Origin of the sequence: Tateyamaria algicola (genome assembly GCF_047715485.1) — a bacterium.
Lineage (GTDB): Bacteria > Pseudomonadota > Alphaproteobacteria > Rhodobacterales > Rhodobacteraceae > Tateyamaria.
Genome location: NZ_CP180422.1, coordinates 3,083,165 through 3,103,900, shown reverse-complemented (window position 1 = coordinate 3,103,900; position 20,736 = coordinate 3,083,165). Strand labels below are relative to the sequence as shown.

The following is a 20,736-nucleotide window of genomic DNA, read 5'->3' as shown; positions in this document are numbered from 1 at the left end:
CCGTCAACGTAGTGGACCGGCGCCACATGATCTCATAGCGTGACAGCAGGGCAGTCACACAAAGCAGGCATGCACACATGCCGCACACCCTCAAGAAGCTGACTAAAAAAACCAGAAGATAGGGACAGACTCATGAAATTAGTGATCGGCCTTGATGGCCAAAGTTCGGGGGACAAAGCCCTCGCCTTTGCCAAGGACCTGGCAGCCAAAACGACCGCGTGCGAACTGATCATCGTCTACGTGATCGAATGGTCGCCGTTTTCATTCCAGACAGCAGAGGAAAACGCAGAGCGACACAAACGGCGCGAGGAAGAGATTTCCGTCGCCATGGAACGGGTCGTGAACCCGGCGGTTGCGTCCCTGACAGAGGCCGGATTGTCTGCGCGCGCCATCGTGCGGCACGGCGATGTGGCCGACACCATCGACGACATCGCCCATAAAGAAGGTGCAAGCCAGATCATCGTCGCACGCACCAGTGCCGGTGGGCTGACATCACGCATCTTCGGCAGCTCGACCGCAAATCTTGTGATGAACGCACGCGTTCCCGTCACCGTCGTCGCATAAGGATCATTTCAAATGAAAAAGATGTTTTCGATCTTCCTCGCCCTGTCGGCATGTGTCGCAGTCGCGATGCCCGCACAGGCGCAAGAAGCGCCCCAGTCGCTGGATGCCCGTGTGAACGAGGCTTTTGCCAATTTCACCGGCCCGTTTGTCAACTTTATCTTTGCGCCGATCCCCGGCACCACCTTCCCGTGGATCGTGATGTGGCTGGTCATCGGGGCAACCGTGTTCACGATCTACTTTGCCGCCGTGCAATTCCGGTTCTTCGGGCATGCCATCGGGTTGGTCAAAGGTGACTACTCCGACCCCGACGATGCGGGCGAAGTCAGCCACTTTCAGGCGCTTGCGACCGCCCTGTCGGGCACAGTCGGCCTTGGCAATATCGCCGGTGTCGCCGTCGCCGTCGGGATCGGTGGGCCGGGGGCCACGTTCTGGATGATCCTTGCGGGTCTGCTTGGCATGGCATCAAAGTTCACCGAATGTACGCTGGGCGTGAAATACCGCAATGAATACCCGGATGGCACCGTTTCGGGTGGTCCAATGTACTACATCTCGAAAGGGTTTGACGAGTTGGGCCTGCCGGGTGGCAAGATCCTGGCCGTGTTGTTTTCGGTCTTTTGCATCCTCGGCGCGCTGGGTGGCGGCAACATGTTCCAGGCGAACCAGGCGCATGTGCAGATCACCGTGATCACCGGCGAATACCCGGGCTGGATCACGGGCGTCATCTTTGCCGCCGTTGTCTTTGCTGTGATCGTGGGCGGGATCAAGTCCATCGCCAAGGTCACGGAAAAGGTCGTTCCGTTCATGGGCATCATGTATGTCGGCGCGGCGCTGATCGTGCTGATCGTCAACTACGACATGATCGGCTGGGCGATCAGCCAGATCTTTGTAGGTGCGTTCACCGGCCTTGGCGTGGCAGGCGGGCTTGTCGGTGCGCTGATCCAGGGCTTCAAGCGCGCCGCCTTCTCGAATGAGGCAGGCGTGGGGTCGGCGGCCATCGCCCACTCTGCGGTCAAGACGAAGGAGCCGATTACCGAAGGGTTCGTCTCGCTGCTCGAGCCGCTGATCGACACGGTTGTGATCTGTACGATGACGGCCTTGGTCATCATTATCTCGCAGCAGCTGATCATTGATCAGGCGACCGGCAACTACATGCTGAACGAAGCGGGCAGCGCAATCGCGACAGTCGGCGACAACTCCGGTGTGGCCCTGACATCTGCAGCCTTTGGTTCGGCCATCGGCTGGTTCCCCTATGTCCTGGTCATCGCTGTGGTTCTGTTCGCCTTCTCGACGATGATTTCGTGGTCCTATTACGGGCTGAAGGCGTGGACCTACCTTTTTGGCGAGGGCAAGACGACGGAACTGGTGTTCAAGATCATCTTCTGCATCTTCATCGTGATCGGAGCGGCGGCAAGCCTCGGGCCGGTCATCGACTTCTCTGATGCGGCGATCTTTGCCATGGCCGTGGTCAACATCTTCTGCCTCTACTTCCTGATGAAGGTAGTGCGCGCGGAACTTAATTCCTACAGCGCGCGCCTGAGTTCAGGTGAGATCAAGAAGTTCTCGCACTAGGCACCTAACACAAAGCGAAAAGGCCGCTCTGAACAGGGCGGCCTTTTTGGTGTAAACGCATGTGGATGACAGGGGGTGCAAGTCGCCTAGTCAGACTTTGACGCCCCGAGATCTTCGCTCAACATATCAATGAACCTGCGGACACGCGGCTCCAACAGGCGCTTATGCGGGTATAACGCGACAATGGGAACGGTGCTGACAGTGGCATGGGGCAGAACCTGTTCCAGCCGCCCCTCCGCGAGGTCTGCATCGACCAGCATCCGCGGCAGCAGCGCAATGCCAAGCCCGTCCAGAGCCGTCGCGCGCAAGGCTTCGGCACTGTCCATCCGCAGGCGCACATGGCCCGGCGCGCGCACCCAGGCACCGTCTTCGTCCTGCAGATGCCAACCCTGCCGTTCGCTGCGGCTGGCGAATTGCAGCAGGTTGTGGCGGCTGAGCTGTTCGACGCGCAAGGGCCGCGGATGTGCCTCGAAATAGGCGGGTGCGGCGCACATCACCGCCTCGTCCCGCATCAGTGTCCGGGTGATGAAACTTTGATCCGGGGCACGCACGCCAATGCGGATCGCAAGGTCAAACCCCTTCTCCACGATGTTGTCGACCCTGTCCGACAGGGACAGTTCGATCTGTGTCTCGCGCCAGGTTTCAAGGTATCGACGGACCGTCGGCAGCAGCAGCCTGCGCCCAACTGCATCCGGGGCGGTGATACGCAGCACACCGCGTGGAACCCCTTGATCGCTGGCGATGCTGTTGTCAGCGGCTTCGATGGCTTCCCTGATGGCCAAGCCTTGGTCGTATAGCCGCCGGCCCTCCTCTGTCAGGTCAAGCGCGCGTGTCGTGCGGTTCAGCAGCCGTGCCCCGTACCCGTCCTCGAGCCGGGCAATCGCCTTGCCTGCGGTTGAGCGTGACAGCCCAAACCTCTTGCCCGCCGCTACGAAACTGCCGGTTTCGACGACGGACAGAAAGACAAGGATGTCGTTCACTTTCGATCCGATCATGATGCAATGATTGTAGCACAGTATTCGTTTCTGATGCGAACCCTATTCGTCTTCGTGGGCCGCTATCTCTGTTTGCATGACACCCCAAGAAAGGAGAATGACATGTCCGCCGCTATTGATCGTATGAACCCCCCCACCTTACCGGATGCTGGCAATATCGGATACTCGCAGATTTCCATCGCCCATCCGGGCGCCTTGGCCTTTGTGTCCGGTCAGGTGGCCCTGCGCCCCGACGGGGCGGCACCACCCGCATCCCTGGCCGAGCAGACCGCAATCGTGATCGAAAACCTGCGCGGCGCGCTTGCGGCGCTTCAGGCCAGCCCTGACGACATCGTTCAGATGCGCATCTACGTGACGGATTTGCGACCCGAGACGCAGGAGATCGCAATGGTGCAGATCCTGCGCTTTCTCGACGGCGCCCAGCCAAGCCTGACCGGAATTGGTGTTGCCGCCCTCGCGGGCCCAACCCTGCAGATCGAGGTCGAAATGGTAGTGCAGGTCGCCGCCTGATGGCGGTTGATCAAAGCACAAACAGCTACACAGGCCATGTAGAGCCGCGTGTGGCTGAGCCGATGGGACGTGATGACGACCGGTGCCGCATTTGCGCCCTTACACCTGTCCGGCCCAGACCATCCAAATGACAAAGCCGACAAGGATCAGGAGGATGTTGAAGGCAATCGCCCCCGCAATACCCAACCATCGCCCCTTGCGCCGGTCGGCGCGGTCAATGGCATCGAGCCAGGTGACCACCTTTTCTTCGGCAGCCGCCAATGCCGCGCCATCCACTTGCCGCATCAGCTTGGGATGACCGCCCAGCGCCTGTGCCGCCACGATCTGCTGCGCCTCGGCATGCAGACGCTTGGGCATCCGCCGTCCCGTCTTGCGTAACACGCCCGCAAGGGACTTGCCCCGCACCCCAAACGCACCCTCCAGCGCGCTTTCAATGCGCGCGGCCCGCTTGTTGATACTTTCCTGGCTTTCCATGCGCTCAGCTTTACCCCGGTGCGCAAGGTGGCTCAATCCCTCTGGCCCAAGACACGCAAGCCGGTTAAGTCTTGGCCCATGCTTGCCTATTCCGTTACCGGGGACGCCCCGGGCACACCCCTTCTTATCGTTCACGGCCTCTATGGATCAGGGCGCAACTGGGGTGTGATCGCCAAGCGGCTGTCCGACACGAGGCGGGTGATCACGGTGGACATGCGCAATCACGGGCACAGCTTTTGGTCGGATGACCACAGCTATGCCGACCTCGCCACCGATCTGGCCGAGGTGATTGACCATCTGGGTGCGCCCATGGACGTGGTGGGGCATTCGATGGGCGGCAAGGCGGCGATGACCCTCGCACTGACCCGCCCCGATACGCTGCACCGCCTCGTGATCGGCGATATCGCGCCGGTCGGCTACAGCCACAGCCAGATGCAATTTATCACCGCAATGCGCGCCGTAGACCTTTCGACGGTCACACGCCGATCCGAGGCGAACGCGCAGCTTGCGGCCCTTGGTGTGGAGGACGCGATTTGCAGCTTTCTCACCCAATCGCTGGACGTGACAGAGAAACGCTGGCGCTTCAACCTCGATGCCCTGGCGCAAAACATGGAGAAAATCCTTGATTTTCCCTCGTTTTCGACCCACCACACCGGCCCGACACTGTTCCTGTCCGGTGGCACTTCGGAATACGTCACACCCGCATATCGCGACACGATCCGCGCGCTGTTTCCCGCCGCGCGCTTTGCCAAGATTCCGGGCGCAGGGCACTGGCTGCACGCCGACAACCCCCGCGCATTCGAGGGCACGGTGCGCGCCTACCTGGACGCGCCAACCCCATGACCCTTGACGCAACCCCCTAGGAACCCCCAATTTTACCGTTGGGAAAGACAGTGAGGGTGCAATGATGTGGGACAAGCTGCTTGATCGTTTTCTGAAAGGCATGATCGTCGAAGATCGCCTGAGCATCACGTATCCGGACGGCACGCTCTGCGACTACGGACCAGACACAGGAATGCAGGCGCATCTGGCCATTACCGACACTGCAACGGTCCGTGCACTTATCCTGAACCCCGACCTTGGGATGGGCGAGGGGTACATGGAGGGCCGCATCGTCCCGCAGAATTGCACGCTGGACGGTGTGCTCGAAATTCTGATCCGCAATCGGATCAGGGGAACACTGCCGCCCTGGGTCTTGATGGCGGACCGCGCCCGTTTTCATGCCCGCCGCTTTATCCAGCGCAACGCCCCGCGCACTGCCCGGCAAAACGTGGCGCACCACTACGATATCTCCGACGACCTTTACCGGCTCTTTCTGGACACGGACATGCAGTATTCCTGCGCCTATTTCCGCGATGAGTCCATGACGCTGGAAGAGGCACAGGACGCCAAGAAGGCGCATATCGCTGCCAAGCTGCGGTTGGAACCGGGGATGCGGGTGCTCGACATCGGATGTGGATGGGGCGGCATGGCGCTGACGCTGGCGCGCGATTACGGCTGCGAGGTCACGGGCATCACACTCAGCGCGAACCAATTGGCCACGGCACAAAACCGGGCTGACGCTGCGGGCCTGTCCGACCGCATCCACTTCAACCTGCAAGACTACCGCCATACGAGCGGTAGGTTCGATAGGATCGTGTCCGTGGGCATGCTGGAACATGTGGGTGTGCCGAACTTTGGCACCTACTTTAACCGGGTTGCCGAACTGCTGGACCCGGACGGCATCGCGCTGATCCACACTATTGGTCGCCCGGCCCCGCCATCTGCGCATTCGTCGTGGATAAACAAGTACATCTTTCCCGGCGGATACGTTCCGTCCCTGTCCGAACTGGCCCCAGCGGTCGAAAACTCCGGCCTTTGGCAAGCGGACATCGAAGTCTGGCGGCTGCACTACGCCAAGACCATACGCCACTGGCGGGATCGTTTCGACGCCCATATCGGTGAAATCTCATCCATGTATGACGCGCGTTTCATTCGCATGTTCCGCTACTACCTGACGGTCTGCATTCTAGCGTTCGAGCATCAGAAACAGGCCGTCTATCACCTGCAGTTGGCACACAAACGCGATGCGGTTCCGTTGACACGCGACTACCTTTACGAGGCAGAGAAACCCGCCCGCGCCAGCCGGCAGAAAGCCAGCGCATAAACATCCCCGCACCTGGCATTCGCAGAATCCGACAGATGCCTGTCCGGCCCCCTTGCACCTGCCGTCGCCATCCCTATAACGCAGGACAATTTGCACATCCGGGGGGCCACTGATGCCAAAGCGTACCGACATCCAGTCGATCATGATTATCGGCGCGGGTCCCATCGTGATTGGTCAAGCCTGCGAGTTCGACTACTCGGGTGCGCAGGCCTGCAAGGCGCTGCGGGAAGAAGGCTACCGCGTCGTCCTGGTCAACTCGAACCCGGCCACGATCATGACCGATCCCGGACTGGCCGACGCTACCTATATCGAGCCGATCACACCCGAAGTCGTCGCCAAGATCATCGAAAAGGAACGCCCCGACGCGCTGCTGCCCACGATGGGCGGCCAGACGGGTCTGAACACCTCGCTCGCGCTCGAAGAGATGGGCGTATTGGAAAAATTCGGCGTCGAGATGATCGGGGCCAAGCGCGAAGCCATCGAGATGGCCGAAGACCGCAAACTGTTCCGTGAAGCGATGGATCGCCTGGGCATCGAAAACCCGCGCGCCACCATCGTGACCGCGCCCAAGGACGCGAAGGGAAACAAGGACCTGGCTGCGGGTGTGTCAATCGCGCTCGAAACGCTCGAGGACATTGGCCTGCCCGCCATCATCCGCCCCGCCTTTACCCTTGGCGGAACGGGTGGCGGTGTGGCCTATAACCGCGACGATTACGAAGCGATCTGCCGGTCGGGCATGGATGCCTCCCCCGTGGGTCAGATCCTTGTCGATGAATCCCTGCTGGGTTGGAAGGAATACGAGATGGAGGTGGTGCGCGACACCGCCGACAACGCCATCATCGTTTGTTCCATCGAAAACGTGGACCCGATGGGCGTACATACCGGCGACAGCATCACTGTCGCCCCCGCCCTCACGCTGACGGACAAAGAATACCAGATCATGCGCAACCACTCGATCGCGGTGCTGCGCGAGATCGGTGTGGAAACGGGCGGATCGAACGTCCAGTGGGCCATCAACCCCGATGACGGGCGCATGGTGGTGATCGAGATGAACCCGCGCGTGTCTCGCTCATCCGCGCTGGCATCCAAGGCCACGGGCTTTCCCATCGCCAAGATCGCGGCCAAGCTGGCGGTCGGCTACACGCTGGATGAGCTCGACAACGACATCACCAAGGTGACGCCCGCGTCGTTCGAGCCGACAATCGACTATGTCGTCACCAAGATCCCCAAGTTTGCCTTCGAGAAATTCCCCGGCTCAGAGGCGACGCTGACCACGGCGATGAAATCCGTGGGCGAAGTCATGGCCATCGGCCGCACCTTCCACGAATCCCTGCAAAAGGCGATGGCGTCGATGGAGTCCGGCCTGTGCGGCCTTGATGACATCGACATTCCCGGCGCGCCGGACAAGGCGGCCATCGTCAAATCCATCTCGGCCCAGACGCCCGACCGCCTGCGCTTGATCGCGCAGGCCATGCGCCACGGGCTGTCCAATGACGAAATCCACGGTGTGACCATGTTCGATCCGTGGTTCCTCGCCCGTATCCGCGAAATCGTCGACACCGAAGCCGAAGTGATCGCCAACGGCCTGCCCGTGACCGAGGAAGCCCTGCGCGGCCTCAAAATGATGGGCTTTACCGACGCGCGCCTTGCCGACCTGACCGGGCGTACCGAGGGGCAGGTCCGCCGGGCACGCGAAAACCTCGACGTGCGCGCGGTGTTCAAGCGGATCGACACCTGCGCCGCCGAATTCGAGGCCCAGACGCCTTACATGTATTCGACCTATGAAACGCCCGTCTTTGGCGACGTCGAATGCGAGGCGCGGCCCAGCGACCGCAAGAAGGTCGTGATCCTGGGCGGCGGCCCCAACCGGATCGGTCAGGGGATCGAGTTCGATTACTGCTGCTGTCACGCCTGCTTTGCCCTGACGGCAGCGGGCTATGAAACCATCATGATCAACTGCAACCCCGAGACGGTGTCGACCGACTATGACACCTCTGACCGGCTCTATTTCGAACCGCTGACCTTTGAGCACGTGATGGAAATCCTGCGGGTCGAACAGGATAACGGGCTGCTGCACGGCGTGATCGTGCAGTTCGGCGGGCAGACTCCGCTGAAACTCGCCAACGCATTGGAAGAAGCAGGCATTCCCATCCTCGGCACCACGCCCGATGCCATTGATCTGGCCGAGGACCGCGAACGGTTTCAGGCGCTGGTCAACGATCTGGGCCTCAAGCAGCCCAAGAACGGCATCGCCCATTCCGACGCCGAAGCCCTTGAAATCGCGGAAGGGATCGGTTTCCCCCTCGTCATCCGCCCCTCTTACGTGCTGGGCGGGCGCGCGATGGAGATCGTGCGCGATATGGCACAACTCCAGCGCTACATCTCCGAGGCGGTGGTGGTGTCGGGTGACAGTCCTGTCCTGCTGGACAGCTATCTCGCCGGTGCGGTTGAACTGGATGTGGACGCGCTGTGCGATGGCACCGATGTGCATGTCGCGGGCATCATGCAGCACATCGAAGAGGCGGGCGTGCATTCCGGTGACAGCGCCTGTTCCCTGCCCCCCTACTCGCTGGGCAAGGACGTGATCGCCGAAATCGAGAAACAGACCCACGCGCTGGCCCGTGCACTGAACGTGGTCGGCCTGATGAACGTGCAGTTCGCCGTTCAGGGCGACGACATCTACCTGATCGAGGTCAACCCACGCGCCTCGCGCACCGTGCCCTTTGTCGCCAAATCCACCGACAGCGCCATCGCGTCGATCGCCGCGCGCATCATGGCCGGCGAGCCGCTGGCCAACTTCCCCCTGCGTGCGCCCTATGACGCGGACGCAAGCTATGACGCTGTGCTGCCGTTGGGCGATCCGATGACGCTGGCCGATCCGAACATGCCGTGGTTCTCGGTCAAAGAGGCCGTGTTGCCCTTTGCGCGTTTCCCCGGCGTGGACACGATCCTTGGCCCCGAAATGCGCTCGACCGGCGAAGTGATGGGCTGGGATCGCACGTTCGGGCGCGCCTTCCTCAAGGCGCAGATGGGCGCGGGCATGGTGCTGCCGGATGCGGGCTGTGCCTTTGTCTCGATCAAGGATGCGGACAAGACGCCCGAAATGCTGGAAGCGGCTCAAATCCTGACGGGCCTCGGCTTTACGCTTGTCGCCACACGCGGCACCGCCGCCTGGCTCGAAGGGCAAGGCGTGGCTTGCGGCACGGTCAACAAGGTCTACGAGGGCCGCCCGGATGTCACCGACATGATGAAGGATGGGCGCGTACAACTCGTGCTCAACACGACCGAGGGCGCGCAGGCCGTCGAAGACAGCAAATCCATCCGCTCCATCGCGCTCTATGACAAGATCCCGTATTTCACGACTGCTGCCGGGGCATATGCCGCCGCATTGGCCATCCGGGAACAGGCGCAGGGCGATGTGGGTGTGAAAGCGCTGCAGGGCTAAGAACTGCACGGCGTTTCGCACCGGGCATTCGGCGCGGGCGTGTGGGCCGAAGGCGCGCGGTCACGACGTGAACAGGCTGCGGCGCTCGATGATCCAGTCGCTTGCGAAATCGACAAAGGCGCGTACCCGCGCGGTGCGCCGCAGATCACCGTGCAACAGAATCCAGAGCCCGCGTCCGGGCCCGGTCGGCACGCCGGGCACCCGCATCAGCCCCGGATGCAGATCAACCAGAACCGCAGGAACCCAGGCCATCCCAAGACCCACCGCCGCGGCCTCGGCCTGCATGAGGATTTCGGGCATGGAGTGGCGCGGCTGTGCGTTTGGCAGGGGCGACGATGCGATCCATGAATGGTCATCCCCCCAGCCGATCCAATGCGCGCCCTGCCCGCCTGTCTGCATCAGATCGGGGTGGGCCGCCACATAATCGGGCGACGCAAAGGCTGCCGTGACGTAGTCGACCAGCCGCCGCCCCACCAGATCATCATCAATCTGGTTGGCTGCGCGCAGCGACACATCCGCCTCTTGCCGCGCGAGATCGGAAATCCGGTTGGTTGCGACAACTCTGATCTGAATGTCGGGATAGCGCGCCGTAAACGCGCTCAGCATCGGGACAAAGAAACTTTGGGCGAAGGATGGCGCCAAACTGACGGTGACGGTGCCGCTGGGATCGGAATCGAGTCCCGCCACCCGCCTTTGCACCTCCAGCACGCGCCGCTCCATCTCTTCGGCATGGGGGATCAGGATTTCCCCCGGTTCGGTCACCGCCATCCCACGAGACGAGCGGTCAAAAATCCGGGTGCCAAGCCCCTTTCCGCCGCTTCGAGCCCGCGCGCGATGGTGGCGTGGCTGACCCCAAGCGCCTGCGCCGCACCCCGCAGACTGCCTGAGCGGTGGATGGCGAGGAGAATGCGCAGTTGATCCCAATCCATGGTGACACACACCTCCAGATATGCGGTCTGTTTTCGTGACGCCATGTATCGGTATTTGCTGCATCCGTCACGTTTTTAATCCGCTAGCTTTTTAATTCAAACGGGTCGTCACATGCCAGTGACGCCGCCCCAAACGCACAATGATGGAGATGCCCTGATGCCCATGACCCGACGCACAGCCCTGATGTCAGGTGCCGCCCTTCCGCTCGCCCTGACCGGGATGGCACATGCCGACACGCAGGCCGCAGACGCCGCAACGCCCTATGGTTTACCCATCTCGGCCGATTTTCCCTTTGAAAAACAACGCACCTCAGTGCGCGGCAGCGACATGGCCTATGTGGACACCGGCACAGGCGCGCCGGTCGTCTTTCTGCACGGAAATCCGACATCCTCCTACCTGTGGCGCAACATCATCCCGCATGTCACAGCCGCAGGATACCGGGCCATTGCACCCGATCTGATCGGGATGGGGGACAGCGGCAAACCCGATATCGCCTACACCTTTGCCGACCACGCCGCGTATCTGGATGACCTGCTGGCCCAACTGGATCTCAGCGATGTGACGCTGGTCATCCACGATTGGGGCAGCGCGCTGGGGATGCGGTGGGCTCGCATGAACCCGGATCGTGTGGCGCGCATGGCCTTCATGGAGGCGATCGTACCGCCCGGCATGCCCGTGCCGTCCTACGAGGCGATGGGTCCGGAACTGGGCGAGTTGTTTCGTGCGCTCCGCACTCCGGGCCAGGGCGAACAGATGGTTCTGGAGGGCAATTTCTTTGTCGAGGAAATCCTGCCCAAGCTGGGCGTGGCCCGCCGGCTGAGTGATGCGGAGATGGTTCATTACCGCGCGCCCTACCCGACACCGCAAAGCCGCCTGCCAACGCTGGAATGGCCCCGACAGGTGCCCATTGCCGGGGAACCGGCCGATGTCGTGGACGAGGTCACGCAGAATGGCGCGTGGCTGACCAGTTCAGACATTCCAAAGCTGCTGTTTTATGCCGAACCGGGCGCGCTCATGCCCCAGCCCGTGATCGCATGGCTGACCGCCAATGTGCCCAATCTCGAAACCCGATTCCTGGGCGCCGGTCTGCACTTCCTGCAGGAAGATCACCCAGACCTGATCGGGCAGGGCATCGCGGATTGGCTGCGCCGGGTGGCGGTCTGACGGCACGACCTTGCCGAGCTTGGGCAGCTTTGTGCCCAAGCGTGCAAAACCGACGCATTCGCGTTGCACCTTGAGGTCAGACCGACTGTGCCTGTTGCCACTTTCTGTCCAACCCATGCGGCAGGGTGGCTGTGAACATATCCCCTGCCGGGCGACCAAAAGGCTGCGACATGCAAAACACAGACGTCACCCTTGCCACCACAGTGATCCATCGCGCGGGCACACCGGGCGATGGATCACGTCGCCCGGCCCAAACGTTCGACACGTATCAGCCGCCGCCCACAAAAAGGTGATTGCACTTGTTTTTACGTCGCGCCCCAGCCCGGTGCAGACATGGCGCATAGCCATGACGCACCCTTGCCCACATCCATGCACGAACGGGGCCCTTTCAACTGCGATTTCACTCTTCCCACCACTCAGGAGCGCCCCAAATGACCGCCCAGCACGCCCCCGCCATTGATCCCCCCGCAGCACAAAGGCTGTTTGAACAAACGCGGGCACGCACAGCGCGTTTGACCGCGCCCCTTGGGCCAGAGGACATGATGTTGCAATCGATGGAGGATGCATCACCCGCGAAATGGCATCTCGCGCATACCACTTGGTTCTTCGAAGAGTTCATTCTGAAGCCACGGCAGCCAAACTACGTCTCGCCGGATGAGCGGTTTGCCGTCCTGTTCAACAGCTATTACGTCAAGGCAGGCCCCCGGCATGCCCGCGACCAGCGGGGTTTGATCAGTCGACCCGATTGCGATGCGGTGATATCCTATCGCGCGCACGTGGACGAGGCCCTGGCGCACCTAATCGAAGCCGGGCGCGACGATTCTGAAGAGATCGCGCAGCTGGTCGAATTGGGCTGTCATCACGAAATGCAGCATCAGGAACTGCTGGTCACCGACCTGTTGCATGCGCTGTCCTACAATCCGCTCCTGCCTGCATATCGCGATCCCGAACCGCTCCCCGTGACCGGCGAGGCTGCATTGGGCTGGACACAGCACGCAGGCGGGCTGTGCGAGATCGGTCACAACGGCGCCGGGTTTGCCTATGACTGCGAGGGGCCACGCCACCGGGTTTGGGTCGATCCGTACGAGATCGCGGACCGTCCCGTCACCAACCGCGACTGGATCGCCTTTATGGAGGCGGGCGGCTACGGCGAACCGGGCCATTGGTTGATGGAGGGACATGCCGTTGCGACCGATCAGGCATGGGCGCATCCGCTCTATTGGTGGCAACAGGATGGCGCGTGGTGGACCTTTACCTTGCGCGGGGCACAGCCCGTCGCGCTGGATGCGCCGGTTGTGCATGTCAGCTATTACGAGGCCGACGCCTATGCCCGCTGGGCGGGCGCGCGCCTGCCCACGGAGGCCGAGCACGAACTGGCCTTTATCGACAAACCGATTGCGGGCAATTTTCTTGACGATGGCCCACTGCGCCCCATGCCGGGGGCCGGCATCTGGGGCGATGTGTGGGAATGGACGGCATCACCGTTCACACCCTATCCGGGCTTTCGCCCGCCCGAAGGCGCGCTTGGCGAATACAACGGCAAGTTCATGGTCAATCAGATGGTCTTGCGGGGCGGATCCTGCGCCACGCCAAGGGCGCAAATGCGATCAAGTTATCGCACATTCTTTTACCCCCATCAGCGTTGGCAAATGATGGGCCTGCGGCTGGCGAGGGACGTTTGAGATGTTTGACACACGCGCCCCTGTTGCGCTGAACACCGAATTGCTGGCTGACGCTGTCAAAGGCCTGTCTGCCCCCGTCAAATACCTGTCGCCCAAGTGGTTCTACGACCAGCGCGGTTCGGAACTGTTCGAAGAGATCACGATGCTCGACGAATACTATCCCACCCGGACGGAGGCTGCGATCCTGCTGAACAACGCGCACAGCTTGGTCGGGCTGGTGCCGGACGGGGGGGCCTTGGTCGAGTTGGGCTCGGGCGCGTCGGTCAAGACGCGCACGCTGCTGGATGCAGGTGCGCATTTCGGGGCCTATGTGCCCATCGACATCTCGCAAGAGTTCCTGATGGCCACAGCCAAGGATCTCGGCGCGCGCTACCCCGATCTGCCGATCCACCCCGTCGTTGGTGATTTCAATGCAGAGATTGCGTTGCCCTTGGCCGTCCGCGACCTGCCAAAGGTCGGCTTCTTCCCTGGCTCCACCATCGGCAACCTTGAGCCAAAGGAAGCCATCGATTTGCTGTCACGGGCACGGGATTGGCCGGGAATGCAACGCTTTATCCTTGGGGCGGACCTGATCAAGGGCCAGGACGAACTGATTGCCGCCTATGATGACGCGCGTGGTGTGACGGCGGCCTTCAACCTCAACCTTCTTGTCCGCCTCAATCGCGAGGCTGGCGCGACATTCGACATAGCCGCCTTCGATCACGAGGCCCGCTGGATGAATGATCGCATTGAAATGCACCTGGTCGCGCGCAATGCCCACACCGTAACGCTCGGCGGGCAGTCCATCGCGTTTGAAAAGGGTGAGAGCATCCACACAGAGAGCTGCCGAAAGTACACACATGGCGACCTTGAAAGCCTCGCGCGCGCATCAGGCTGGCGCCTTGAACATGTGTTGACGGATGCGCGCAATCGATTTGCGGTCGCGGTGTTGGCGCAAGGGGATGCAGGCCACTCGGGGTGACAAGGCCATGAGGCGATGGGGGCGCAACACTGCGGCCTGTCGCCTTCACCCCGGCGCGCGGTCTGTGCCAAAGGCAGGGGAACAGCCTAACGGCAATTCATCTCGCTGCGCTATCAGTCGGTGCATCTCCCAAAAGAACAGGCTCGGTGCGCGCCATGCGGCACAGATCGCAAATGCGCACAGCCTCGGCCACACCCATCATCGCGATGGCGCGGAAGTTCGGCAAAGTAAACGAGTCTGCGCTGCTGTAATCCACGGTATAGCCGATGTCCTCGAAGGCCGCGATCGACAGGCGGCTGAGCGGGCGCTCGCCCCCGGATAGAAAGCCGGTCATCAACTCATCGCCAAACACCAGTTCCCGCCAATGGCTTTCGCGTGTGCCCGTGCCCCCGGTGTTCGACAGCGGAACAGATCCTGCGCCCTGCCCGTCCAGCGCCGCAAACTCACGTGACGCCGCAGGACCCACAAATCTCGGATCAAGCGTGCCCGTGCCACGGATCAGGTCCTTTCGGCTCCACAGCGTCCCGAACCCCAGAACATGCGCCATTTCATGCAGGATGACGTCTTCGAAACGGCCGCCATTTTCCAGGCTGACAACATCGGCCTGATCGAACTCCATGACACCTACCAGCGGCAATTCGGTATCGCGGCGCAGGATCGTTGGCCCGGCACGGCCAAGCACGCCGTCCGTGCCGTCGATGGACTGGATCGACACGTCAATACGAACACCGCTCAGGACAGTGCCATCCACCTCGATCGGATCGAACCCTGTGTTCACAACCCCGTCCCAGCGCGTGGCAGATCGCTCAAAGACCGCACGGCGGTCCGCTGAAATGTCCCCGTCAAAGGTGAGTGTAATCATGGCTGTTTCCCGCGTTGTTCCAGATACCGTGATCTTGGCAGAGCGCAGGCGGCGTACGCCACCGCACTGGAACATGTGGGCATCCCGCAGCCAAATTGCGCAGGTGGGCCAGCCAATTCCTGCCGTTGGCAGGAAGGCGCGTGTCAGAGTGGCGCGTTGACGCCGAATTCCGAAAGCACCCAGTTCACGGTGCGCCGCATCGGATTTTCATGCGCATATTGCTTCGCCCAGGACATGAACAGATGCTCACCCGACGCCTCCGGGCTGCGCCAGATTTCAGCCAGCCGTTTCGCGGCTATGTCCGCCTCGACCATATAGGTCGGTGCCATGGCAACGCCGTGACCGTGTAGTGCGGCATCCAGCGCCAGCGCAGAGCGGTCAAAGTTCAAAACGTCATGTTCTGCGTCATGGCCAGTGCTTTGGATCAGGCCCTCCCATCTGCGATGCGAGATCCTGCAACAGCGGAAGTCGCAGCAACGCATCAGTGTCCAACGGCCCGGACGGGCGCGGGAACTGCGGGTTGCACACTGCCACAAGCTGCACCGCGCACAGGTGCTGCACGTGATGTGACCCGTTGCTGTGGGCCTGGCTGGCGGGCCAGATGGCGATTTCGTTGCGGCCCAGGTTGCGCTCCATCAGGGTGCCATGAATTTCAGTCGCCAGCGAGACATCCGGAAACTGCGCGCGAAAGGCTTGCATCCGGGGCATCAGCCACTTGGTCGCGAAAGAGGGGCCCAAGTGTAGTGTGATCTGCGCGTTGGCACGTTCCAGATCGGCGGTGGCCGCTGTGAGGATCGCCAGCGCTTCGTTCACAGCCGCGCAATACTGTTGGCCCCTTGCCGTCAGGGAAACGCCACGCGGATGCCGGTCGAACAGAACAACTCCCAAATCCAGCTCAAGCTGTTTGATCCGCTGGGACACGGCACCATGCGTGATGTGCAACTCCTGAGCCGCGCGTTGAAAGCTGCCGTGCCGCGCGGACACCGCGAACACGCGCAAAGCGTTGAGGTTCAGGTTTTTCATCATGCGCCCTGCATATCAGTTTTTCTAACACCGCAGGCACTTTTGCTGCTTTGTCAAATCGTTCCGCGTCTGCGATCTACTGACAGCACATTCCGTCCCGCCCTGATATGACTGCGAAAAGGTCCGTCATGACTCTCACCATCCGCCCGGCCGCACCTGCTGATCTGGAGCAGATCACAGACCTCCTTCTGGAGGATGCCAAGGCCCGGTGCGCCCACAATGCTGGCCTGTGGAAAATGGACAGCGGCGCGGGTGACAAGACGCACGCGAGCCTCAAGGCTGCGATGGAGGCGAAGGCACCGCCCTTCCGTCAGCAATGGATGGTTGCAGATGACGGGGACATGCTTGTCGGCGTCATGCACACCATCCTTTTGCCGGTCCCGCCAATCTATGCCGGGGAATTTGGCCCGCCGGGGCTGATCATGGAGGATTGTTTTGTCGCCCCGAGCGCACCGCCGGGCACGAAGCAAGGCCTGATCAACGCCGCCGAAACCGACCTGATCGACGCTGGCGCGCGGATACTTCTTGCCTCGAGTGTGGATGGCGGTCCTTGGGAAAGCGCATATGCAGCGCATGGATATCAGCCCATCACACAATACTTCGCCAAAACCGGTCTGACTGGGGAACGGGCGTTTGAAACCGTGCGGCCTGCCCATGACGATGACGTGCCCTCCATCGTCGCAGCCAGTGCCCGGCACAGGCACATTCTGAACACGCTGCATCACCTGTTCTGGAAACCGCATCCGGATGCCGACACCCGCTTTGGAGCGTGGATGGCGCGCAGCCTGACCCTGAATGATCGTGACATGTTCGTATCCAACACGGGCGGCGCACTCACGGGATACGCGATTTCACAGCCCGCGACCCAGCTCCACTTTCCGACACTGCATGACATATCCGGGGTCGGCGTGATTGACGACTTTTACCACAACGCGTTGGAGGACCCAGCGAAGCTTGGCGAAAGCGAGGCGCAAGCCACAGTGTTGTTCTCAGCCGCAGAAAGCGCCCGCGCGCATAGGGGAGACCACTCCGTTCTTGTCGTCTGTCCGGCGGCCTGGCCTGCAAAGGCGGCGCTGCTCAGGCAGATGGGATACGACATCGCAATCACATGGCATATCAAGATGATGAACATCTAGTCGCCTGATGCGCAAACATCTACGATCCACCGCCCCAAGCGGACCGCAAGAACACAAAACGCCCGGCGCATACCGGGCGATCATTCTGGGCTGGCAATAAATAGGAATGGCGCGGCAGCGCCGCCGTTTGATTACTTTTCAAGCGCCTCGATACGCGCTTTCAGCGCTTCGTTCTCTTCGCGCGCCTTTTGCGCCATCGCGCGCACTGCGTCGAATTCCTCGCGCGTGACGAAATCACGGTCGGCCAACCAACGATCCATCATCGATTTCATCGCCGTTTCGGCCTCGTCCCGCGCGCCTTGGGCCACGCCCATCGCGTTGGTCATAAGTTGCGAGATATCGTCGAAAATCTTGCCGCGTGCCTGCATGGTATCGTCTCCCGTTCAAACGCACCTCATATATGGGGGCCATCGCAGGCAGGGGCAAGGTTGACCTTGGCCGCGACCAGAGGCATGAGGACGCAGATGACAGGCATGATCCCCTTCCCCGACATCTCGCCCGAGATTTTCTCGATCTCCTTGTTCGGGATGGAGTTGGCGCTACGCTGGTACGCGCTGGCCTATATCGTCGGCATCATCATTGGCTGGCGGCTGGTCGTCATGACGGTCAAGACGCCTGCACTGTGGCCCGCACGCCAACCCGTCATGACCCCTGCCCAGATCGAGGACATGCTGACCTGGATCATCCTGGGTGTCCTGCTTGGTGGTCGCCTGGGTTATGTGCTGTTTTATCAACCCGACGTGTATCTGAACGATCCCCTGTCCATCATCGCGATATGGGAGGGTGGTATGGCCTTTCACGGCGGGATGCTGGGCGTCGTTCTGGCCGCGTGGCTTTATACCCGCCGCCACGGCATTTCCCGCCTCAGCGCAGCAGATGCCATCGCGCTGGGGGTGCCGCCGGGTCTGCTTTTGGGGCGGATTGCCAATTTCATCAACGCAGAGCTTTGGGGGCGTCCTACCGACATGCCATGGGGCGTTGTGTTTCCGGGCCGCGCCGCACAGTTCTGCCCAGAGGTCGTGAGCGCATGTGCGCGCCACCCTTCGCAGCTTTACGAGGCGTTTCTCGAAGGGTTTGTCCTGCTGGTCCTGCTGTTGTGGATGGTCTGGCGGCACAAGGCCTACAAGCGGCCGGGCCTCGTCTGCGGCACGTTTCTGGCGGGCTATGGCCTGTCGCGCTTTGTCGTGGAATTCGTGCGCCAGCCGGACGCGCAGTTCATTTCAGACGGCAATCCGCTAGGCCTTGCCTGGCATCTGGGTGGCTATGGTCTGACTATGGGACAGATCCTGTCGCTGCCCATGATCCTGCTGGGCGCGTGGCTGATCGCGCGGGCCCGGCGCAAACCTGCGCTGGCATGAACCTCAAGGCCGATCTTGTCGCGCGGATCGCTGCGCAAGGTCCGATCACGGTTGCCGATTACATGCTGCAGGCCCTGCTGCATCCCACGCACGGCTATTACACCACGCGCGATCCCTTGGGGTCTGCGGGGGATTTCACCACGGCGCCGGAAATCAGCCAGATGTTTGGCGAGGTGCTGGGGTTGAGCCTGGCGCAAAGCTGGCTGGATCAGGGATCGCCCACACCGTTCGTACTGGCCGAGTTGGGGCCGGGGCGCGGGACATTGATGGCAGACATCTTGCGGGCCGTGGCCCGTGTGCCGGGTTTTGTCGATGCTGCGCAGATCGTGCTGGTCGAAGCCTCGCCAGTATTGCAGGAACGGCAGCGCACCACGCTCAGCGGATACGATGTCACCTGGGTCCCGGATGCCAGTGATCTGCCCGAGGGGCCGCTTTGGCTGGTGGCGAACGAGTTTTTCGACGCCCTGCCCATCCGCCAGTTCCAGCGCGCCGGGGACGGGTGGCGCGAGCGCTGTGTGGGCGTGACCGCAAACGCCCTGACCTTTGGCCTGTCTCCCGTGGGTCCGCAGGCCGCGCTGGAACACCGACTGGAGGACACCACGGACGGTGACCTGATCGAATTGTGCCGGGCGGCGACGGCCATTGCGGCGCGGATCGGTGCGCAGATTGCAGCGCAGGGCGGCGCGGCGCTGATCGTGGACTACGGCGACTGGCGCAGCCAGGGTGACACCCTGCAAGCAGTGCAAGGCCACCAGCCCGTCGATCCGCTCGCGGATCCGGGGCAAGCCGATCTGACGGCGCACGTGGATTTCGAGGCGCTGGCACAGGCCGCCGCACCTGCCCAATTCGCGCGTATCACGCCCCAGGGCGTGTTTCTGGAACGCCTTGGCATCACCGCCCGCGCGCAGGCCCTCGCGGCAAAGCTGGACGGGGCCGCATTGAACACACATGTCGCGGCACATCGGCGGTTGACGCACCCGGACGAAATGGGAAACCTGTTCAAAGTGCTGGGGCTTTATCCGGCAAATGCTGCGCCACCACCGGGATTGACCCCATGACGCTTGAAATTCTGACCGCTGACAGCCTGGCGCCCGTGCGGCACGGATTCTTTACCCGCAAGGGAGGTGCGTCGTCAGGTGTGTTCGCGGGTCTCAATTGCGGCACCGGCAGCACCGATCAGACCGAAATCGTTGCCATCAACCGCCAGCGCGTCGCCAAGGCGATGGGCGTGTCTGTGGATCATCTGGTCGGGGTGCATCAGGTGCATTCAGCGGACGCGGTGCACGTGGATGGGCCGCTGGCCCACAAGCCCGAAGCCGACGCCTTGGTGACGGCCACGCCGGGTGTGGCGCTGACCGTGCTGACGGCCGATTGCCAGCCCGTTTTGTTTTCAGATCCCGAGGCAGGCGTCATCGGCGCAGCCCATGCGGGTTGGAAAGGGGCGCAAGCAGGCATCCTCGAGGCGACCATTGATGCCATGGAGGCCCTTGGGGCCGCACGCGCGCGTATCCATGCAGTTATCGGGCCGTCGATCAGCCAGCGCGCCTATGAGGTCGGCCCGGAATTCTTTGACATCTTCCTGACGGAAGACATGGAAAACACGCGCTTCTTTGCAGGCGGAGATGGCGACAGGATGCACTTTGATCTGCCCGGTTACGGCCTGTCCCGTTTGCGCGCCGCCGGTGTGGCCTCGGCAGAATGGACGCGCCATTGCACCTACTTCGATGCCGACCGGTTCTATTCATACCGCCGCACGGTCCACGCCAAGGACCCTGATTATGGGCGCCTGATTTCGGCGATTGTTCTCTGATCTGGGCGAAATTCGGGCAAAGGCGGCCCTTTGCCCGCCCTATTGTTTCCTCACAGCGAACGATGACCGCGCAACGACCCTGAAAAACAAGGGCGAAGTGGCCTGAA

Annotated in this window: 21 protein-coding genes; 13 read left to right on the top strand and 8 right to left on the bottom strand. The window is 61.9% G+C overall.

Annotated features, from left to right (window positions below; genetic code table 11):
* Positions 1-132 precede the first annotated feature (132 nt).
* Both ACMHLQ_RS17730 and ACMHLQ_RS17725 read left to right on the top strand, forming a co-directional pair.
* Complete coding sequence (locus tag ACMHLQ_RS17730) at positions 133-564, top strand: universal stress protein (protein ID WP_415402026.1); 432 nt, start codon at positions 133-135, stop codon at positions 562-564.
* Positions 565-576: 12 nt separating this feature from the next.
* Complete coding sequence (locus tag ACMHLQ_RS17725) at positions 577-2,133, top strand: alanine/glycine:cation symporter family protein (RefSeq protein WP_415402025.1); 1,557 nt, start codon at positions 577-579, stop codon at positions 2,131-2,133.
* Positions 2,134-2,219: 86 nt separating this feature from the next.
* Here the strand turns inward: ACMHLQ_RS17725 and ACMHLQ_RS17720 are convergent, their stop codons facing one another.
* The gene (locus tag ACMHLQ_RS17720) at positions 2,220-3,128 is read right to left on the bottom strand and encodes a LysR family transcriptional regulator (protein WP_415402024.1); all 909 of its coding nucleotides are present in this window, start codon (positions 3,126-3,128) and stop codon (positions 2,220-2,222) included.
* Between the two features lie 102 nt (positions 3,129-3,230).
* Here ACMHLQ_RS17720 and ACMHLQ_RS17715 point away from each other — a divergent pair, with 102 nt between their 5' ends.
* Positions 3,231-3,638 (top strand): RidA family protein, encoded by a 408-nt coding sequence (locus ACMHLQ_RS17715; RefSeq protein WP_415402023.1) that lies wholly within the window; start codon positions 3,231-3,233, stop codon positions 3,636-3,638.
* A 99-nt stretch (positions 3,639-3,737) separates the two neighbouring features.
* Here the strand turns inward: ACMHLQ_RS17715 and ACMHLQ_RS17710 are convergent, their stop codons facing one another.
* Positions 3,738-4,112: a hypothetical protein gene (locus ACMHLQ_RS17710; protein ID WP_415402022.1), complete on the bottom strand. Its 375-nt coding sequence runs from the start codon at positions 4,110-4,112 to the stop codon at positions 3,738-3,740.
* 78 nt (positions 4,113-4,190) lie between these two features.
* On the opposite strand from ACMHLQ_RS17710, the gene ACMHLQ_RS17705 reads away from it, so the two are divergent.
* From ACMHLQ_RS17705 to carB, 3 genes are all read left to right on the top strand, one after another.
* Entirely contained in the window at positions 4,191-4,955 is a 765-nt protein-coding gene (locus tag ACMHLQ_RS17705; protein WP_415402021.1) for an alpha/beta fold hydrolase, read from the top strand.
* 61 nt (positions 4,956-5,016) lie between these two features.
* Complete coding sequence (locus tag ACMHLQ_RS17700; RefSeq protein WP_415402020.1) at positions 5,017-6,258, top strand: class I SAM-dependent methyltransferase; 1,242 nt, start codon at positions 5,017-5,019, stop codon at positions 6,256-6,258.
* A 112-nt stretch (positions 6,259-6,370) separates the two neighbouring features.
* Complete coding sequence (carB, locus tag ACMHLQ_RS17695; RefSeq protein ID WP_415402019.1) at positions 6,371-9,703, top strand: carbamoyl-phosphate synthase large subunit; 3,333 nt, start codon at positions 6,371-6,373, stop codon at positions 9,701-9,703.
* 60 nt (positions 9,704-9,763) lie between these two features.
* Here carB and ACMHLQ_RS17690 read toward each other — a convergent pair whose 3' ends face one another.
* On the bottom strand, positions 9,764-10,471 hold the full coding sequence (locus tag ACMHLQ_RS17690; RefSeq protein ID WP_415402018.1) for a LysR family transcriptional regulator: 708 nt from the start codon (positions 10,469-10,471) through the stop codon (positions 9,764-9,766).
* Positions 10,462-10,632, bottom strand: a complete 171-nt coding sequence (locus ACMHLQ_RS17685) for a LysR family transcriptional regulator (RefSeq protein WP_415402017.1) — start codon at positions 10,630-10,632, stop codon at positions 10,462-10,464. Before ACMHLQ_RS17685 ends, ACMHLQ_RS17690 begins: the two co-directional genes overlap by 10 nt.
* A gap of 157 nt (positions 10,633-10,789) precedes the next feature.
* Here ACMHLQ_RS17685 and ACMHLQ_RS17680 point away from each other — a divergent pair, with 157 nt between their 5' ends.
* The 3 genes from ACMHLQ_RS17680 (at position 10,790) to egtD (ending at position 14,440) form a co-directional block, all read left to right on the top strand.
* Positions 10,790-11,797 (top strand): haloalkane dehalogenase, encoded by a 1,008-nt coding sequence (locus tag ACMHLQ_RS17680; RefSeq protein ID WP_415402016.1) that lies wholly within the window; start codon positions 10,790-10,792, stop codon positions 11,795-11,797.
* Positions 11,798-12,228: 431 nt separating this feature from the next.
* Entirely contained in the window at positions 12,229-13,479 is a 1,251-nt protein-coding gene (egtB, locus tag ACMHLQ_RS17675) for an ergothioneine biosynthesis protein EgtB (protein ID WP_415402015.1), read from the top strand.
* A 1-nt stretch (position 13,480) separates the two neighbouring features.
* Positions 13,481-14,440 (top strand): L-histidine N(alpha)-methyltransferase, encoded by a 960-nt coding sequence (gene egtD, locus ACMHLQ_RS17670; protein ID WP_415402014.1) that lies wholly within the window; start codon positions 13,481-13,483, stop codon positions 14,438-14,440.
* A 97-nt stretch (positions 14,441-14,537) separates the two neighbouring features.
* On the opposite strand, the gene ACMHLQ_RS17665 is transcribed toward egtD, so the two are convergent.
* The 3 genes from ACMHLQ_RS17665 to ACMHLQ_RS17655 all read right to left on the bottom strand — a co-directional run bounded on the left by ACMHLQ_RS17665 (position 14,538) and on the right by ACMHLQ_RS17655 (position 16,325).
* Entirely contained in the window at positions 14,538-15,302 is a 765-nt protein-coding gene (locus ACMHLQ_RS17665; RefSeq protein WP_415402013.1) for a leishmanolysin-related zinc metalloendopeptidase, read from the bottom strand.
* 143 nt (positions 15,303-15,445) lie between these two features.
* Positions 15,446-15,784, bottom strand: coding sequence for a LysR substrate-binding domain-containing protein (locus tag ACMHLQ_RS17660; RefSeq protein ID WP_415402012.1), 339 nt, complete (start codon positions 15,782-15,784; stop codon positions 15,446-15,448).
* Positions 15,708-16,325, bottom strand: a complete 618-nt coding sequence (locus ACMHLQ_RS17655; RefSeq protein WP_415402011.1) for a LysR family transcriptional regulator — start codon at positions 16,323-16,325, stop codon at positions 15,708-15,710. The genes ACMHLQ_RS17660 and ACMHLQ_RS17655 overlap by 77 nt, the downstream gene beginning before the upstream one ends.
* A 128-nt stretch (positions 16,326-16,453) precedes the next feature.
* Here ACMHLQ_RS17655 and ACMHLQ_RS17650 point away from each other — a divergent pair, with 128 nt between their 5' ends.
* Positions 16,454-17,461, top strand: a complete 1,008-nt coding sequence (locus ACMHLQ_RS17650) for a hypothetical protein (protein WP_415402010.1) — start codon at positions 16,454-16,456, stop codon at positions 17,459-17,461.
* A 131-nt stretch (positions 17,462-17,592) separates the two neighbouring features.
* Here ACMHLQ_RS17650 and ACMHLQ_RS17645 read toward each other — a convergent pair whose 3' ends face one another.
* Positions 17,593-17,829, bottom strand: coding sequence for an accessory factor UbiK family protein (locus ACMHLQ_RS17645; RefSeq protein WP_415402009.1), 237 nt, complete (start codon positions 17,827-17,829; stop codon positions 17,593-17,595).
* Positions 17,830-17,925: 96 nt separating this feature from the next.
* Between ACMHLQ_RS17645 and lgt the strand changes: the two genes are divergently transcribed.
* From lgt to pgeF, 3 genes are read left to right on the top strand one after another with little or no spacing between them, the layout of a single operon-like run.
* A complete protein-coding gene (gene lgt / locus ACMHLQ_RS17640; RefSeq protein ID WP_415402008.1) occupies positions 17,926-18,819 on the top strand; it encodes a prolipoprotein diacylglyceryl transferase in 894 nt (297 codons plus the stop codon).
* Positions 18,816-19,877 carry a class I SAM-dependent methyltransferase gene (locus ACMHLQ_RS17635; protein WP_415405310.1) on the top strand — a complete coding sequence of 354 codons (1,062 nt, stop codon included), beginning with the start codon at positions 18,816-18,818 and terminating at the stop codon, positions 19,875-19,877. The genes lgt and ACMHLQ_RS17635 overlap by 4 nt, the downstream gene beginning before the upstream one ends.
* Positions 19,874-20,629: a peptidoglycan editing factor PgeF gene (pgeF, locus tag ACMHLQ_RS17630; protein WP_415402007.1), complete on the top strand. Its 756-nt coding sequence runs from the start codon at positions 19,874-19,876 to the stop codon at positions 20,627-20,629. Before ACMHLQ_RS17635 ends, pgeF begins: the two co-directional genes overlap by 4 nt.
* Positions 20,630-20,736: the final 107 nt, after the last annotated feature.